Origin of the sequence: Nitrosospira sp. Nsp18 (assembly GCF_900103145.1) — a bacterium.
Taxonomy (GTDB): Bacteria; Pseudomonadota; Gammaproteobacteria; order Burkholderiales; family Nitrosomonadaceae; genus Nitrosospira.
This window is the reverse complement of sequence record NZ_FMWY01000015.1, coordinates 51,917-68,118: the sequence shown is the minus strand read 5'-3', so window position 1 is coordinate 68,118 and position 16,202 is coordinate 51,917. Positions and strand designations below refer to the sequence as shown.

Below are 16,202 nucleotides of genomic sequence, written 5' to 3'. Positions count from 1 at the left end.
AAATCATCTTCGATGCACTAAAATGAATTCCTTTCCTTATGGCACAACGTTAACTGCAAAACTGTTTCGGTAACCTTTTTCTATGGCGCAACGCGGCACGCGCGCAACGTCTTGCACATCGAAGTTCACTGCTTCGGTAGCAAGTTCGCTGCTTTCTATCCGCAAACGGCGTTTTCCCGCGGTTTCGATGAGCTGTTGAATCTGCGGCACCAGCGCCGGCACCGCAACGTCGCGATTTTCCGGGCGGAACATCTTGAGGTTCAGTTCTTGAGCGGTGAAACTGAAAACAGGATTTGGAATCGCCCCGGCAATGATTTCTTGAGCCCGAGCCTTGTCAATGTTGAGGTTTGCCGCGATCAAACCAAGGTTGCGTTGATAGAACAACGCGATGGCCTGCTGTTCAGTAATGGCCAGTGGCCCCTCCACCACAGCAGACATCGTTTGCGCCTGTAGCGTCATTGCGCATGAAGCGAGCAGCAGGCCAAAAAAAATAGCTGATTTTGATGCAGCGTTCAAGATGCTGAGCACATCAATGATGTCCGCTAAGTAACAAGCTCGTGCGTTATGGATGAACTCTTGTCGAATATTTTGATTACTTCAAGGAAATGACCTGGCGACTGGCCTACGACGGTAGCGCCTGTTTGAGTATAAGGTTACGCTACCCGGCTTCATGATATACGTATATCAAGCCCACGCTCTGGCTCAAGCGCAAGGGGACTGGCAATTGCAGGAACTTAATAATGAAGAGATGGCTGATCAATGACATGTTTTCTTGTTAAAGTATCAAAATAGCCTTAATCACTCCCACCACTACTTCCGCAGCCGATTTCCTTTAAGTCCGATAAGCTGCAACGGCCAGGCGAGCATTGAGACATTTTGTCCCTTCACACATTCAGCGAGTCGTAGGTATACAGTTCACTGATATCCAGCATGTCCGCAGGGGTAGTGGTCTCGGACAAAAGGGAGCTCAAGGTGTCGTTGAGGCGGTGGCCCTTTAAACTGGCGGGTGCCGATTGCGCCGGGACATAAGCGCGGCCATGGCCTTTCGGTGCCGGCTGCATCCAGCTTTCCCAAATGCGGTCCACATTGCAGTGGTTGAGATAAAATACTGGATCGTTGGGTGACGTGGAAGGCGACATGTCTCCTCCCACGAACACATGGACACGGTTGTGCAAACTCGGGGATGGAATTTGCGGCTGGTCTTGCCAGCCCTCGACGAGATTGCGAAACCCAGCGGAAGTGGTGTTCCATGGAGCAGTGTCATAGATGGGCTGATCAAGGGCGGTCGCCGTATGCGTTTTTTTCGGCAGGCGGGTTGTCTGCGTTCCCAGTCGCCGGCGCAAGCCGCGATTTACTTGAATGAGTTGTCCGTTGACATTTGTCGTAATGCGAATGCGCCAAGAACCTGAGTCGCCGGGTTCGAATGCGAACGGACCTGTAGTTACCGGAACGCCGCTACCCCCCATGCAGTTGCTGGCCCAGACGGCGGCCTTTTTCTGGCGTGCCGGCGACAATTGGCCATCTTGCGCCCAGTCCCAGTATGGCAGGGCAAAGGTCAAGTCCTCGCCAAGCACGCGTTGGAGATTCATTTCCAGTTGCATCAGCATGAATCGATGCCATGGAAGAAAAACAGGGCCGCGATGAGCGGCGTTTCTGTCACTCTGCGTAGGCGGAGTGAACGTTGTCATCGCAACATGATGCCAAACCACAAACAGGTCATAGGTGCTGACCGGCTGGGAGAGCCCTTCGATGCCTAGGCTTGCTGTGGTTGGCCCCGGGAACTCATTCTTCAGTAACTTTACACCCTGGATATACTTGTCGCGCGCGGCCGCGCTAGTCAAAATATTTTCTCTTATGGCCATGGCGTTCTCCGGCATCTATTCGTGATCAGTATGGGTTTTCCTGACGCGACGGGTCTTCGGCGCGGATTGGGTGCGAGGCAGGCCCGAGGCGCCGTGGCTCTCATGTCCACCATGTTCTGCGGGTATACCCCCCTTACCAGCGAAGTCATCAGGAAAGACATCGATCAACTGCCTGACCATGTCCAGGGCGGAAGCGAAGCTCATGTTCGGTATGGGGTGATAATGGACTTGCCCGTCGTCGGTCACCCCGAGATGTCCGGTAACCGGTACCCCATCGACTTCTATCTGATAAGTTGTGCGAACAACAATATGATGTCCTTCGTAGTCCGCTTCGCGGACAGTTTCAGATGCCTCGTGCTGGTGCCTTTGGGCTTCCTCCACTTGAGGGGAATGTTTTTTGACGTATGAGCTTATCGACTTCATAGTCGGCCGGCTAACTTGATTCTGGCTTGGCATGGCTCATCTCCTGTTTGGTACTCGACGCTCGTATCGATACCGCTTGTATCAGTACTATAAACTGGAATTGTTCAGCGGATTCTTTAATATAGATCAGGATGTTGAAAAAGCAAGCAGTAGTGGCGCATGCGAATTGGCTCAATAAAAAAGTAACCGAAGGAGTGCATCGAGAGGATACGTTGCCTCAAATTGTTGGTAGCCGAACGAACGGAGGGTTATCGATATGGGCAAGCATGAGAAACGGGTCTATCTTGAGGCAATACGCAAACGCTATCATCGGGCCAGGCGCGCTGACAAGGGCAAGATCCTGGACGAGTTCTGTTCGGTGTGTGGTTATCAGCGCAAGGCCATGATGCCATTGTCTCCCCACAAGCTCATGAGCGCTGCGGACCAGTAGTACCGGCCGGGGTCGTAAGACATGAAGTCGCGGATAGGTACCTCACCCAGCATCACACGTTGAGCACCATACCAAAGAAAGCCCTCATCCCATAGCCAGAACCCTTTATGCCCCTGCCAGAGAAAAAGTGCGAACACGACAAAGCTGGCAAAAGCGAGTATTTGATAAACCAGGAGCTTATTTTCTTGAGGCTTGGTATGCATTTATGATCACTGTAGCGAGCGTATTTTCTTCGTTGCCATGACACATCTTCTGACTCATCATCAGCCTTTTTAAATGTGTTCGTGAAACGGGGGTAAAATCTTACTCGGAAACCCTAGCCTTATAGGCGGGCTATATTAGCCCATATGCACGGGCATATATTCGCTCTATTTTGAAAATATAGATTGGCTCGACGTTCAAGCCAATGATCGCGGATGCATGCACAGTCATTATCTTGTCGGCTGGTTTTAGTAGCTATCGAAGCTTCAATTTTGAGGACAGTCGCTGGCAGGTTATGGATCATCTTCGGATTTTGTACCCTGTTTTCAGCATTTGCAATGTCAGCCAGGATACGGTCAGGAAACATGCAGCCAGAGCTCCGAGGCTAAGGTAGGGCGAAACATCGGAGGTGCGAAAGAAGCCGTAGCGAAATCCGTCTACCATGTAGAAAAACGGATTCAGATACGATAGTCCTCGCCAAAATGGAGGTAACGAGGAGATCGTATAGAAAACCCCCGATAAAAACGTCAGTGGCAGGATGATAAAGTTTTGCAACGCAGAAAGGTGCTCAAATTTTTCCGCCCAGATTCCCGCAATGATGCCTAAGGCGCCCAGCAATGCGGTGCCCATCAACGCAAATACGAATACCCATGCGAACGAGTACAGGGGAATTTCAAAAAATCCCAGCGTTATCAGGTAGATACCTAATCCTACCGCCAGACCACGAACTACCGATGCCAGTACATAGGCAGTGAATATTTCCTGGTAAGAGAGCGGCGATAACAGCATAAAGATGTGATTGCCCGAGACTATCGACTGTATCAGGCTCGATGAGGAGTTGGCGAAGGCGTTCTGCAACATAGCCATTATCACCAGTCCCGGAATCAGGAAAACGGTGTAGGTTACTCCGGGATATGCCTGCACCCGTTCTTCCAGCATGTGAGAAAAAATCAAAAGATAGAGCAAGGTAGACAGCATGGGTGCAAATACGGTCTGGAACCCGACTTTCCAGAATCGTAGCAATTCCTTGTAGAGCAGCGTAAGAAATCCATTCATACCAAATCCATTCATACCGATACAGGTTCCAGACTCTCTGCACTGTGCATGATCTTTACGAACACTTCTTCCAGATCAGGTTGCAATATCTGCAGTTCCAGGATTTGGGTCTCGGCGGCGCGTAATGCTGCCATCACGTTTTCAAGCTGGTAGCATTCCTCGATCGCCAGAACGTGGTAGCCTTGGTCGTGGCTGATTGCCATTAGCTGTAACGCCGCCGGCAACGTATCGGGAGATAACCGCAGCCGTATCCGGTGTCCGGAAATGTTGCTGATGAGATTTCTGACGCTTTCAAGCACAACTATACTGCCATTTTTTAGCATTGCCACGCGGTTGCATAAAGCCTCTGCTTCTTCGAGATAATGCGTGGTGAGCACAATGGTATGACCGTTGCGGTTTAATTGCTTGATGAAACGCCAAAGGGCCCGGCGCAATTCCAAATCTACGCCTGCGGTGGGTTCATCCAAAACGATTACCGGGGGTTTGTGGACCAATGCCTGCGCTACCAGCACGCGCCGCTTCATGCCGCCGGACAACGAACGCATGTTGGTATCGGCCTTGTCGGCAAGGTCGAGATGGTGGATTATCTCGTCTATCCAGCCGTTATTCTTCTTTATGCCGTAATAGCCGGATTGAAACAAAAGCGTTTCCCGGACGGTAAAGAACGGATCAAATACCAACTCCTGCGGCACCACGCCTAACATGCGGCGTGCTTCACGGTACTCGGCGACGACATCATGCCCCTTTACCCTGACACTGCCGCTGCTGGCAAGGGTAAGACCCGCGATAATATTGATCAGCGTCGTCTTTCCCGCTCCATTGGGACCAAGCAAAGCGAAGAATTCGCCGGTATTGATTTCGAGATCAATACCGTGCAAGGCATGCAATGCACCGAAACGCTTGTGCACCTGTCTGATTTCGATTGCCGGAGTCATGGGGAAAGCCCTGCTTCAAACGGAGGAATGACGTGGGTTTCCGCCAATTCCAGCAGATAAGTGGTATAGACATGTTCCATATTGAATGGCGGGTCCTTACGCGTCAAAACAGCATCGAATTTCCGCAGCGGGATTTCCTCCGGCCCCTTTGTCCGGTACCAGCGGTGTCGTCCATCGTCATCCGCCTTGCCGGTCAATTCCAACCACGCGCAAATCCCACGGTTTGCGCACCCTTCCATGACAAGTCGTTTCATAAGTGTATTCATCGAGTAGCAGTTTCGGCCAAAGAGACAGGCAAGTTTTGAGGCAAGTCCTCGGAATGAATGACGCTGGCTGAGGCGCCTTGCAAGAAATAGTTGCTCAGGTATTTATCGAAAGGGATCTTATCTGTGGCATCGAGCTGTTTCTGTTGCGCCAGCGATGTCTTGACCTGGAAATCAAAATTCGTTTTTACCGCGACATCCAGCGCGGCATTCTGGAAATAACGAGTGTATTCACGGGACTTCTGCAATACCAGTTCGGTAATTGACATCTTTTGCGTGCGCATGGCCGACAGCATCCTTGCTGAAGCCGTCAACTCGGGATGGCGAATGGTTTCGATCTGCTGGTGCAATGCGCGGGTGTAGGGGAGATCTGCATTGCCGTTATCCAGGATCTCACAGACCTCCCGCATCTGCTTACACAGCGTCAACGCCCACTGCCGTAGCGGAATTTCATGCCCGTTTTCACGCAGCTTCAGTCTCGGATCCCTGCCGCGATTGGCCACCGCCAGTGCGTTATTGCTGATCTCGTCATGCTGCTTCAAGTCATGCCCCGCATTGGGCTGGAATAGACAGAAAAGACTCAGCGCTTCAAGAAAGCGCGTGGTTTCGATCGAAATTCCCGTTGGTTCAAATACATCCACATCCACGGATCGTATTTCAATATATTGAATCCCCCGGCTTACCAGTGCCTGCAGCGGCCTCTCGCCGGACTTCGCTGGCTGTTTTGGACGCACCGGCGTGTAATACTCGTTCTCGATTTGCAGGAAATGGGTGTTCAACTGCCGGTACTGGTCGCCTACCTTTGCCCCGATCCTTTCATATCCGAGATAAGGTATCGTTGTTGCCCTGCCCAGGTCCTGTATATATTCTTCGATGCTGTTAAAGGAAATATGAAACATCGATTGAACGGGATTCAAATAGCCTATTTCGCTCATCCTCAAAGAGGTGGCAAAGGGCTTGTAGTAGGAAGTCTCGTCAAATTTCTGCAATGTATCGGAATAAACAGAATTGCGGCTATCGATGAAGCTTTTGCTTACTGCCGGGGACGAGCCGAATAAATACAGGATAAGCCAGCCATAACGCTGCAGGTTTCTGATCATTCCCATATAAGCGCTGGTAGTGAACGATTGCAGATCACCCGTATGTTTCATGAACTGCTGGTATTCCGGCCAGAATGGCTCAGGAAGCGAGTAGTTGAAATGGATTCCGGCAATGACCTGCATGCAGCGGCCGTAGCGATAGCTTAAACCCTGCCGGTAGATGTGCTTCATCCTCCCGAGATTGGATGAACCATATTCAGCGATGGGAATTGCCGGGTCCCGCAAATTGCCGACAGGCATACTTGCCGCCAGCAATAATTCATCGTTGATATTTGTGCAGACGTATTTATGCAAATCCATTAAGGAGTCCAGCACTTCCGTTCCATCCGATAATGCTGGCGTGATCAGCTCAAGTAACGCTTCAGAATAATCAGTTGTTATATTCGGATGAGTCAACGCGGCGCCAAGCTGAACCGGATGAGGTGACAATGATATTGATCCCTCCCGGTTAATTCGGAGACTTTCTTTTTCGATGCCTTTCAAACCATGAATCAATAACGGCTGAAGAGATTGGTTGATGGGCGTCGTGCGCTTGCTACAAGATGATTGTCTTGACATTTATCCTCCGATAATGATTGCAATTAGCAAGTGGTCAGAGTATAGACTGGGAGACGGGCAGGTGTGTAGCCTGCAAAATCAGTTATCAAAGTCCTGTTTTTGAAACTATGAGTGGCGCAGTGGCAGAGATGGACTCGTTGCGCGAGCTCAGGTAACGCTCTTAAGTTACCTAGTCCTCATGCAGCATCTCGAAATGCTGTGCGAGAAAATCAATTAACGCCCGCACAGATGGCAGAAGACCGCGCCGTGACGGAAACACCGCATGAATGATTTCGGGGCGCGGCGCCCAGTCCGGCACCAGCCTGACCAATGAGCCAGCCGCCAATTGGTCTCTTGCCATGACCGCCGGCAGTTGCACCACACCGACACCGGCCACAGCGGCATCTCTTAGCGCGATCATATCCGTTGTCACGAAGCGCGGCGTGTGATGAAGTGTTGCGCGTGCGTCACCTGGCCCATGCAGCGCCCAAGTGTGGATTTGTTGCAGGACCCCCAGGCCCAGGCTGGGCCAATTGCTCAAAGCAGTTGGTGCAGCAGGAAAGCCGAACCGCTGGACAAGGGCGGGGCTGGCTACCAGATACTGGCCTCGATCGGCCAAAATACGCATGACGAGGTTACTGTCCTGCAGGGGCGGTGGTCGCACACGAAGGGCGACGTCGACCGACTCACTGACCAGATCGACACGCCGGTTGGTCGCCTCCATCTGCACTGTGACGTGCGGATAGCGCGCCATGAAATCGGCCAGCATCACTCCCACGTAAGCATTCACCAGCGGTATGGGGCATGTCATCCGGATTACACCCCGGGGTTCGGCTTTTAAGGTATCTATTGCTTCCTGGGCCCCCTCAGCTTCCACCAGCATCGCCTTGCAATGCATGTAATAAGTCTCGCCGGCATCGGTCACTGCAAAGTAACGTGTCGAGCGCTGGATCAGGCGCACACCCAGGCGCTCTTCCAGCTTGGCGATGCGGCGGCTAAGTTTCGATTTCGGCATGCCCAGGGCTCGGCCTGCCGGAGCAAAGCCGCCATGATCCACGGCCTGGACATAATAGTAGAGGTCATTCAGGTCTTGCATAGGGGGGCCACTCATCGTTTCAAAAATAGAACTCTGATAACTGATTTAGCAGACTACACACCTGCCCATCTTCAAGCCTACACTCTAACCACTTGCTAATTGCAAGAAAAAATACTTGCTAGTTGCGTTAGCAAGAAATCCCTACAGGAAGAAGTGGTAGTCAGTTAACTAAAAGGAGTACTGAAATGGCAACAAAACATCGAAGGTTGCGCAGCTATCCGCAAGCAGATGTTCGTGCTTCCAGGATGCGGTCATTGCACGAACCAAAGATGTATAAGTTTGGCCTGCTAGGTCTGCTTGGAATAGCACTATTCTGGAATGGGTTTCAAATCTTTGCCTGATAGGCGAAGTATTTTGCAAGGGTGAATGATGTAAACGGACTTATTCCCATTTTGATATTTATGGAGAATTAAGTCAAATCCGCTCAAACAGTAGCGGGTAGTCAATCTAAAGGAGTAGTGATATGGCAACAACGCTAGAAACGTCGGGCCAAGCTAAGTCGGGAGGTCGGGACTACGACATGTCGCAGTGGTATGACTCGATGTGGTACAAATTCGGGCTTATCACAATGCTGGCGGTAGCGATATTCTGGGTGTGGTATCAACGCACCTATGCCTACTCGCACGGCATGGACTCGATGGAGCCTGAATTTGAGAAAGTCTGGATGGGACTATGGCGCGTCCACATGATTGTCATGCCAATATTTGCCCTGATCACCTGGGGCTGGATCTGGAAGACCCGGGACACGAAGGAGCAGCTGGACAATCTTGATCCCAAGTTTGAGATCAAGCGCTACTTCTATTTTATGATGTGGCTGGGCGTCTACCTATTTGGCGTTTACTGGGGTGGCAGCTTCTTTACCGAACAGGATGCCTCCTGGCACCAGGTAATCATCCGCGACACGAGCTTCACCCCGAGTCACGTGGTAGTGTTCTATGGTTCCTTCCCGATGTATATCGTCTGCGGAGTGGCAACCTATCTGTATGCCATGACGCGTCTGCCGCTGTACTCGCGGGGGACCTCGTTCCCGTTGGTGATGGCTATTGCCGGTCCGCTCATGATCCTGCCAAACGTAGGCTTGAACGAGTGGGGCCATGCCTTCTGGTTCATGGAAGAGCTCTTTAGCGCCCCGCTGCACTGGGGCTTTGTGGTACTGGGCTGGTCGGGCCTGTTTGCGGGTGGCGTTGTGGCACAGATCGTCACGCGCTACTCCAACCTGACCGACGTGGTCTGGAATGGACAAAGCAAAGTCATCCTCAACAATCGGATCGTGCCGTAAAGGGTTAATTGAGGAATCTGAGAGTGGTCTAACTGCCTAAATCGCTCCGCTCCCGCATCACAGGGGAGGGGGCGATTTGCAATAAGTCATAGTAAACAGTATGCGGAGGATATACGAATACGCAGCTGAACCGTACTCAAGGAGCAATCAAATGATCAAGAAAGTGATACAGCTCACTATTATTATCACCGCAGCGCTTTACTGTGGCATAGCCAGCGCGCATGGGAAAGTGTCGATTGAGGAAGATACGTGCACTCGCCGGCTTGATGATGACAGCATGGTGCATATGAGTGCCTACCAGCCTCAACATGAACCCAGCGATCAATATTGCACAGAAATACCCAGGGAAGGGAATACTTTATTGGTAATAGACCTTGTGGATCAGGCTTTGCGCAACATCCCAGTGGGGATACGCGTAGTACGGGGAACCAGCGAGGTTGATGATGAAACGGTGACATACCTGCGTCCGAGTTATCATCCCGATGGGGTAATGAGGGGAGAGACCAGTCTGGATAAGGGGCTATATACGGTATTTATTACTGGAGAGGCTGTACCTCCGGTTCATTATCGGCACCCGTTGCGCGTACAGATGATCAATTATGCGAATGTTTTTCGTGCTGCTATAGGGCCGCTGATTGCATTGCTGCTGCTTACCCTGCTTGGTTACAAGCTTATGAAATCGCAGCAGGCACAGGATTGGCGAGCTTCAAGGCGCCTGAGATAATGCGGGATCGAGAACCCACAAACGTGGGAAGAGCGTTTTTTTTACTTTTTTACACTCATTACCTACATTCATTGCAAAATGCAAGTCCAATCATGGATTGCAAATAGCAAGTCAATATGCAGGCAAGCGCAAAGTTATGACGAGATCAAACCAGATCAGCCGCTCCTCCTGTCCAGTCAGCTGCGCCCTGGACATATTGGGCGATAAATGGACGCTGCTTGTCGTTCGTGATCTAATTTTCTTCCGTAAGCGATATTTCGGGGATTTTCAGAATTCCCCGGAAAAAATCGCGACCAATATCCTTTCTGACCGGCTTAAAAAGCTGGAGGAAGGCCGTATCCTTTTGCGATACCGTGATCCGGCTAATGCGCGCAAGGTTATTTATATGCCTACTGAAAAATGCCTGGATCTGGTGCCTCCAATCATGGAGCTGTTACGTTGGGGCGCAAAATATGTTCCTGAAAGTGACGTGCACGAGAATCTGGTTCAACGATTCGAATAGGATCCGATGGAATTCATGGCGGAAATACGACAATCCCTACGTAAAGAGAATGAAGCGAATAAAGAATAGAGGGATTAGATGATTAATTTTAACCGAATTACTGGAACGTCCTTGGCACTACTACCGGGGCACACCAGTCCCACGCCCCTAATAAGGCATCTACTTAAAATTGAACTGCAATGCAGAAGGAATATTCTATGTCTAATCAATTAAATGTCGAGCGTACGCTGTACGGATTCTGGCTCTCACCTTATATGAGTCAGGTTGCCCACATGCTCTCGGAAACCGGTCTAACTTATCGCTATGAGCGAGTGTCTCCGTTTCAGGGGAGCACGCTTACGCCAGAGCACATGGAACGGAATCCTCTTGGGAAAATTCCCACTCTCAGGGATGTCAATGGTGTTGATATTGCGGAAAGTCACGCGATCTGTCGTTATCTCGCGAGAATCTACCCAGAAGCTCGAAAGTTTTATCCTATTGATGATCCAATACTCTGTGCACAGGTCGATGCCAAGAATGACTTCATCACTTTCTCCATTGCGGGTCCATTCTTCAACTGGTTTGTTGTCAGCGCATATTTTCCAAAAGCATGGAAACTCAAAGTTGAAAAAGAAGCACATATCTATAATCTTTGTTCTGTCTTGTTAAGCAAAATGTGGTTACCCAGACTAGTTAATGGCTCGAGAATGGAACCGTTCCTGCTTGGCAAAGAGCCTTTTCTGCCAGATTTTCAATTGTTCTACACGCTCGAGCTTAGCCAAATGTTTTCTGAACTGTTCGAAATACCGGAGATGCATCTGTTTCGGGACGATCCTGCATTACAGACGTTTTACGATGCAATGTGCGAGCGTCCCTCTACCCGTGAAATACTGGCGGCTAAAGAATCAGAACTGGATGTTACGAAGAAGGAACTCTTCGGGGGGTTTGGAGCAGCCTATCTTAATAACCATATCGACAGAAGAATCCTTGGAGGGTTATTCGGGCGTGAAGTCTGATCCATACATACTGCGGCTGATCGTTTGGCAACATTAATGTCGCGCCAGTTGCGCCTGGGATTGCAGGCGCAACTTTTAAGGATCAGGTCTGTAGAAGGCCCAAATAAGGAATAAAAACGAGGAAAGCGAAGTACCCTCGCCAGATCTTGAAGCCAAGGCCGGGGGAATCGCTCTAGAGAATGCCAAGAGCGAGGGCAAGACACAAAGCAAGCAGGGCGCCAATCAACGGTTCGTAGATGGGCTGATCAAGGGCTGTCGCCATATGCGTTTTTTTCGGCCGACGGGTTGTCTGCGTTCCCAGTCGCCGGCGCAAGCCGCGATTTACCTGAATTAGTTGTTCGTTGGCATTTGTCGTAATGCGAATGCGCCAAGAGCCGGAGTCGCCAGGTTCAAATGCGAACCGGGGCCTGTAGTTACCGGAACTCCGCTACCCCCCATGCAGTTGCTGGTCCCCCCGCACGAAGGACAAAAAAATGAGGTTCCGAATGACACCGCCAGCGGCTCGTCATATCGGTTCCGTTGCCTCTGCTGTATATCATGCCGCCCAAAATAGACTGCCTGAAGCGTGTCACAAGTGATTACAGGCTGGACGCAAGCCTGTCATATTTACGCGTTATATTTTCATTGTGCTGCACGGCTGGGCGCACCCACCTGATCCGGAAGAAATCGGAAAACTCGGGGAAAGCCGATCGTATACAAACAGGATCAGCAGTACTTCGTAATCGACGTCCTATCAATTTCTTGGGAGAACGGTATGTTTAAACAAACAAAATTGAGTTTTTTAGTTCCCGGTACATTCATTGTCCTGGCTGGCTTTACCGACGCTATCGCTGCAAGCACTAATTTCGACAACTTCGCCGCTTTGCCCGGCAGTGTTGCGGGCGGTTCTCTCCCGGAAGCGAGTCCCTTCCAGCTCTCCAGCCCGCTGTTTACCCAGCGTACACTCGATGCCAATACACCGGGTGCCGGACGCCGCGGCGATAACTGGGATATGATTACCGCCAACGAAACAGGTGTCGATGCCGGCCGCTACCTGTTCAGCCCTTTTGAAAACAATATGTCTGGCGTGAAGCGTTTCGACCGGCTGACCAATACGTCCCTGACCGTTGTGGCGAACGGAACACAAGATTTTGTTTCCGGAGATGCCTCGCGCTGGACCCCTTGGGGGAGCTACCTGACAGCCGAAGAGTCCTGGGGCCAGGGCAGCGCCAAGGGCCGCCTGTTCGAACTCACCAATCCGACCACAACCACTGGCCCGGCAACTTCAAATTTCATACAGCGCAACGTCGTGCCGCACGTATCCCACGAAGGTCTGGCTTTTGACAAAAACAACAATCTATATTTCATTGATGAATTTAACGGCGGCAGCATTTACAAGTACGTCCCTGCCAATCCGAAGGCATCGAACGGCGACGGCTATTTTGCGGCCGGCCAAACCTTTGCCATGCAAGTCGCTGGCGGCAATAACGCAAACGCCACAGGCCCCATCGCCTGGGCCGCAATAACGGATATTAACGGAGCGGCGCTGGCAGGTGTATCGGTTCTTGCCGCAGATGGCAAGATCGACGGTCGTGCATCAGCCAATAACGTTCCGGGAACCCAGTATCAGCGTCCGGAGGACCTGGAAATCCAGACCCTTGCCAACGGCCACCAAGTAATCTATGCCGCAACCACCTCAACTGACGAAGTGTATTCTTTCAACCTGGATACCAATACCGCAAAACTCTTTGCGTCCCAGGCTACCTTTGATCAGGTAACCCATGCACCCGTCGGGGACGCATTCAACTCTCCGGACAATCTCGCCATTGACGCACAAGGTAATATATACATAGTTGAAGACCAGCCGGGCGGACAGGCGGACATCTGGTTTGCGAAGGATGCGGACCGTGACGGCGTGGCTGAATCAATTGGCCGCTGGGCATCGATGTCAACTACCGATGCTGAGCCTACGGGCCTGTATTTCGACAAGTTCAACCACAACATTGCATATGTGAACATCCAGCATGCTGGAAGCGATGTGGACCGCATGATCCAGATTTCCGCCGTGCCTGAAGCGAAGACCCATGCCATGATGCTCGCGGGTCTTGTGTTGATGGGAGCGGTGGTTCGCCGTAGAAAATTCCCCTCTGACGGTTAAATCGGGGAGGATCTCCAGACGCATATGGCAACAACGGAGAGGGCAGAGGTCGCACTTTCGCGTTGCCCTCTTCTGTTCAGTCCGTATCTTGATGGCATAACTCTACGAGATGAATTGCAGTATTTGGGCGCTACCAATGCAGACGGCGCAATAAAGCGCGTTTTTTCTGCTGGTGTCCCTGCATGCGTTGAAGGATGTTGTCCAGCATCTGAATGGCCTTGACGACGTAGGGACCCTTGTTCAGCATGACGCACTCGGCCCGTGCGCCCATGGCCGCATCGGTCACTTCGGCCCGGCTCGGTTTACCGGTCTTGGCTAATCCTTCCAGCACTTGGGTAGCCCAGATTACCGGGATATGCGCCGCTTCTGCCAGCCACAGGATTTCTTCCTGCAATTCCGCCAGCCTTTCGTAACCGCATTCCACGGCCAGGTCGCCGCGTGCAATCATGACTCCCACAATCGGCGAGCGTAGCAGTGTAAACATCAAATCTGGCAATTGCTCGAAAGCGGCACGTGTCTCGATCTTGATTATGACTCCCAGTTTAGCGGCATCGAGGCGCTTTAGATGCGCCTGCAGCAGCGCGACGTCGGCGGCCCTTCGCACGAAGGAAAGCCCAATCATGTCCGCATGACGGACAACAAATTCGAGGTGCTCGATATCCGTGGCCGTCACCCCGTCCAGATCAAGATGGCTATCAGGCAGGTTGATGCCCTTGTCAGCCAATAATTTTTCTCCGCTATCGCGGGCCTGTGTGATCTCAACCAGGATTTCCCCGATATTGACGTTGCGTATCACGCCGCCGATGCGGCCGTCATCAATCAGTATCCGCTCACCGGGATGCACGCTGGTAAAGATTTCCGGTAACGAACAGGCAATGCTCGCAGCACACAACAGTTGCCCATCTTCACCGAACTGGGCGGGGCGCCCGGGAATTGGTTCACGCGTCACGATCAGGTTATCTCCTCGATGCAGCCGGATTGTTCCTTGCATCTCGGGTAGCGCGCCTATCTCACCTGCATGACCAGCTCTTCGTACTACTCCGGAGCGGGTCGTCCGTAATAAGTAAAGCTTCAGCCCAGGCTTGACATAGGTAGTTTGCGTAGACTCCGCCCAGTAGCCTTTATCCCCCTTTTCCAGCAGTTGCAGGCTGCGCAGTGCGCCTCTGGCGTCGCGGAATTCAAGCCTGTCCAGTGGCTTCACCTGCGCCAGCCACTCTCCTTTTACGGGAAGGCAAGCGCAGGCATGCGCCGGACAAGTGAAACTATCGTTCTGCGAGCATATCCAGATTCGGGCGGGGGCTGTCATTTTGCCGTACATGTCGCGCTGCGGTTGCCATTTAAGCACCGGCAAGCCCGGCGCGATCTCTCCGGTGCGCAGTTTGGGACCGCCCAGATCCATAAGGATGCGACAGCTGCGACCCGTTTTGCTGCGAGCGCGTTTTATTTGCTTGATCATGCGCTTCCAGACATCTATGTTGTCATGCGCACAATTGATGCGGGCACAGTCCATGCCTTGCAGAAGCATCTGCTTGACCAATGTGTAGTCATCCGCAGCGTCGCACGACAATGTAACCATAATACGTACACGCCTGTTTGCCGGAGGCTTGCCAAGCAGGCGATCCGTATTGATTTCCAGCAGATCCGCGCCTGGGGCGGAAGACGCAATGAAAGAGGCAGGCGTTTGCTGCGCCTTTTTTCTTAGCGCGTGCTGCAGCAGAATGATAATGGCATGTAAATTGCTCAGCACGTGTGATTCCGCGCGTCCCATGGAAGATAATCCGACGGTGGCGAGCTTCTCCTGCAGGGGGCGCATATCGCGCCGTCGCAAGGCGAGATAATGAACGAGATTAGCCGCGCTGGCGCGATGACGCGGATCCACCCTTTGCAAGATTTCGGCGGATTCGGCTTCAAGCATTAAGAGATCCTGCTGCAGTTTCCTCAATTCCTGCAGCAAATCCGTATAAGCGCTTTTCTTGCCAAATCTGGCTGGAGAAATTCCAATGCCCTTGCGAAATGGGCTCATGATTGGCGTGGGTCTATGAGTCACTGAAACATTGATACGGCATTATTGTTATGTTTATGTGAAAATGTTCGATAAAAAGACTTGCTTTTCAGTTTTGATTAAATATAATAAGAATCATTCCCGTTTACAAACATAGAAACCGTTAAATGTAATAGTAGTACATCTCCAGCCGATGTTTCGACATTCGGTCGTAGGTGCAAATTCATGAAAAGAGGGACAGTACAAAGCCGATCCATATGAGGAAATGCACCACATTTGTGCTTCATCAGGGAATGGCAGAAAGCCGGCCAAGAAATCACTGTTACTCATCCTGAATAATTTTTCACCCATTCTTCTACGCTGACAGTTCTATAGCTCGCCAGCCCGTCCTGGGCAAGCCAGCCAATTTTTTAACCCTATCTACCGGGAATATTGGCTATGGAAATATCAACAATAGTGCTTCGCGCGTCGCTTCGCCTGGACTGCCTTCGACGTAATCAGCGCCACATCATAACTTCTAGTCCGGTGACCACAGGAATTCGGCCGAAGCCAACATAGCCGGGACAACTAGCCCGGACCGGATCACATCGCTTGGTTGGGCCTTGCCAAGGCCGGTTTCTGATCGAAATCAAGCTCTAAAAGTAGAACAAAGCAGAGAAG

At 51.5% G+C, this 16,202-nt stretch carries 15 protein-coding genes; 5 read left to right on the top strand and 10 right to left on the bottom strand.

Annotated elements, in window-relative coordinates; translation table 11 throughout:
• Window positions 1–36: 36 nt before the first annotated feature.
• The 9 genes from BLS94_RS08550 to BLS94_RS08510 form a co-directional block, all read right to left on the bottom strand.
• Entirely contained in the window at window positions 37–516 is a 480-nt protein-coding gene (locus BLS94_RS08550; protein ID WP_256325351.1) for a TolC family protein, read from the bottom strand.
• Between the two features lie 368 nt (window positions 517–884).
• On the bottom strand, window positions 885–1,862 hold the full coding sequence (locus BLS94_RS08545; RefSeq protein ID WP_090959664.1) for a tyrosinase family protein: 978 nt from the start codon (window positions 1,860–1,862) through the stop codon (window positions 885–887).
• A gap of 15 nt (window positions 1,863–1,877) precedes the next feature.
• Entirely contained in the window at window positions 1,878–2,318 is a 441-nt protein-coding gene (locus BLS94_RS08540; protein WP_090959642.1) for a hypothetical protein, read from the bottom strand.
• Between the two features lie 336 nt (window positions 2,319–2,654).
• The gene (locus BLS94_RS08535; RefSeq protein WP_256325350.1) at window positions 2,655–2,918 is read right to left on the bottom strand and encodes a hypothetical protein; all 264 of its coding nucleotides are present in this window, start codon (window positions 2,916–2,918) and stop codon (window positions 2,655–2,657) included.
• A gap of 298 nt (window positions 2,919–3,216) precedes the next feature.
• On the bottom strand, window positions 3,217–3,972 hold the full coding sequence (locus tag BLS94_RS08530) for an ABC transporter permease (RefSeq protein ID WP_090959661.1): 756 nt from the start codon (window positions 3,970–3,972) through the stop codon (window positions 3,217–3,219).
• Window positions 3,973–3,983: 11 nt separating this feature from the next.
• Complete coding sequence (locus BLS94_RS08525; protein WP_090959639.1) at window positions 3,984–4,907, bottom strand: ABC transporter ATP-binding protein; 924 nt, start codon at window positions 4,905–4,907, stop codon at window positions 3,984–3,986.
• Complete coding sequence (locus tag BLS94_RS08520; protein ID WP_371130256.1) at window positions 4,904–5,161, bottom strand: hypothetical protein; 258 nt, start codon at window positions 5,159–5,161, stop codon at window positions 4,904–4,906. Before BLS94_RS08520 ends, BLS94_RS08525 begins: the two co-directional genes overlap by 4 nt.
• A gap of 8 nt (window positions 5,162–5,169) precedes the next feature.
• Entirely contained in the window at window positions 5,170–6,828 is a 1,659-nt protein-coding gene (gshA, locus tag BLS94_RS08515) for a glutamate--cysteine ligase (RefSeq protein WP_090959633.1), read from the bottom strand.
• A gap of 169 nt (window positions 6,829–6,997) precedes the next feature.
• Complete coding sequence (locus tag BLS94_RS08510; protein ID WP_090959630.1) at window positions 6,998–7,903, bottom strand: LysR family transcriptional regulator; 906 nt, start codon at window positions 7,901–7,903, stop codon at window positions 6,998–7,000.
• Window positions 7,904–8,366: 463 nt separating this feature from the next.
• On the opposite strand from BLS94_RS08510, the gene BLS94_RS08505 reads away from it, so the two are divergent.
• The 5 genes from BLS94_RS08505 (at window position 8,367) to BLS94_RS08485 (ending at window position 13,540) form a co-directional block, all read left to right on the top strand.
• Window positions 8,367–9,182 (top strand): methane monooxygenase/ammonia monooxygenase subunit C, encoded by an 816-nt coding sequence (locus BLS94_RS08505; RefSeq protein ID WP_090959627.1) that lies wholly within the window; start codon window positions 8,367–8,369, stop codon window positions 9,180–9,182.
• Between the two features lie 151 nt (window positions 9,183–9,333).
• A complete protein-coding gene (locus BLS94_RS08500; RefSeq protein WP_090959625.1) occupies window positions 9,334–9,906 on the top strand; it encodes a hypothetical protein in 573 nt (190 codons plus the stop codon).
• A 136-nt stretch (window positions 9,907–10,042) separates the two neighbouring features.
• A complete protein-coding gene (locus BLS94_RS08495) occupies window positions 10,043–10,408 on the top strand; it encodes a winged helix-turn-helix transcriptional regulator (RefSeq protein WP_090959622.1) in 366 nt (121 codons plus the stop codon).
• A gap of 197 nt (window positions 10,409–10,605) precedes the next feature.
• Complete coding sequence (locus tag BLS94_RS08490) at window positions 10,606–11,403, top strand: glutathione S-transferase family protein (RefSeq protein ID WP_176767834.1); 798 nt, start codon at window positions 10,606–10,608, stop codon at window positions 11,401–11,403.
• Between the two features lie 754 nt (window positions 11,404–12,157).
• Window positions 12,158–13,540, top strand: a complete 1,383-nt coding sequence (locus BLS94_RS08485) for an alkaline phosphatase PhoX (protein ID WP_090959619.1) — start codon at window positions 12,158–12,160, stop codon at window positions 13,538–13,540.
• Window positions 13,541–13,670: 130 nt separating this feature from the next.
• On the opposite strand, the gene BLS94_RS08480 is transcribed toward BLS94_RS08485, so the two are convergent.
• Complete coding sequence (locus BLS94_RS08480) at window positions 13,671–15,563, bottom strand: pyruvate kinase (RefSeq protein ID WP_090959616.1); 1,893 nt, start codon at window positions 15,561–15,563, stop codon at window positions 13,671–13,673.
• Between the last annotated feature and the right edge of the window lie 639 nt (window positions 15,564–16,202).

Coding starts and splice junctions, on each gene's coding strand:
- BLS94_RS08535 (WP_256325350.1), bottom strand. CDS start 2,918: ATGCATACCAAGCCTCAAGAAAATAAGCTCCTGGTTTATCAAATACTC.
- BLS94_RS08510 (WP_090959630.1), bottom strand. CDS start 7,903: ATGCAAGACCTGAATGACCTCTACTATTATGTCCAGGCCGTGGATCAT.
- BLS94_RS08480 (WP_090959616.1), bottom strand. CDS start 15,563: ATGAGCCCATTTCGCAAGGGCATTGGAATTTCTCCAGCCAGATTTGGC.
- BLS94_RS08545 (WP_090959664.1), bottom strand. CDS start 1,862: ATGGCCATAAGAGAAAATATTTTGACTAGCGCGGCCGCGCGCGACAAG.
- BLS94_RS08520 (WP_371130256.1), bottom strand. CDS start 5,161: ATGAAACGACTTGTCATGGAAGGGTGCGCAAACCGTGGGATTTGCGCG.
- BLS94_RS08485 (WP_090959619.1), top strand. CDS start 12,158: ATGTTTAAACAAACAAAATTGAGTTTTTTAGTTCCCGGTACATTCATT.
- BLS94_RS08505 (WP_090959627.1), top strand. CDS start 8,367: ATGGCAACAACGCTAGAAACGTCGGGCCAAGCTAAGTCGGGAGGTCGG.
- BLS94_RS08495 (WP_090959622.1), top strand. CDS start 10,043: ATGACGAGATCAAACCAGATCAGCCGCTCCTCCTGTCCAGTCAGCTGC.
- BLS94_RS08540 (WP_090959642.1), bottom strand. CDS start 2,318: ATGCCAAGCCAGAATCAAGTTAGCCGGCCGACTATGAAGTCGATAAGC.
- BLS94_RS08525 (WP_090959639.1), bottom strand. CDS start 4,907: ATGACTCCGGCAATCGAAATCAGACAGGTGCACAAGCGTTTCGGTGCA.
- BLS94_RS08500 (WP_090959625.1), top strand. CDS start 9,334: ATGATCAAGAAAGTGATACAGCTCACTATTATTATCACCGCAGCGCTT.
- BLS94_RS08530 (WP_090959661.1), bottom strand. CDS start 3,972: ATGAATGGATTTCTTACGCTGCTCTACAAGGAATTGCTACGATTCTGG.
- gshA (WP_090959633.1), bottom strand. CDS start 6,828: ATGTCAAGACAATCATCTTGTAGCAAGCGCACGACGCCCATCAACCAA.
- BLS94_RS08490 (WP_176767834.1), top strand. CDS start 10,606: ATGTCTAATCAATTAAATGTCGAGCGTACGCTGTACGGATTCTGGCTC.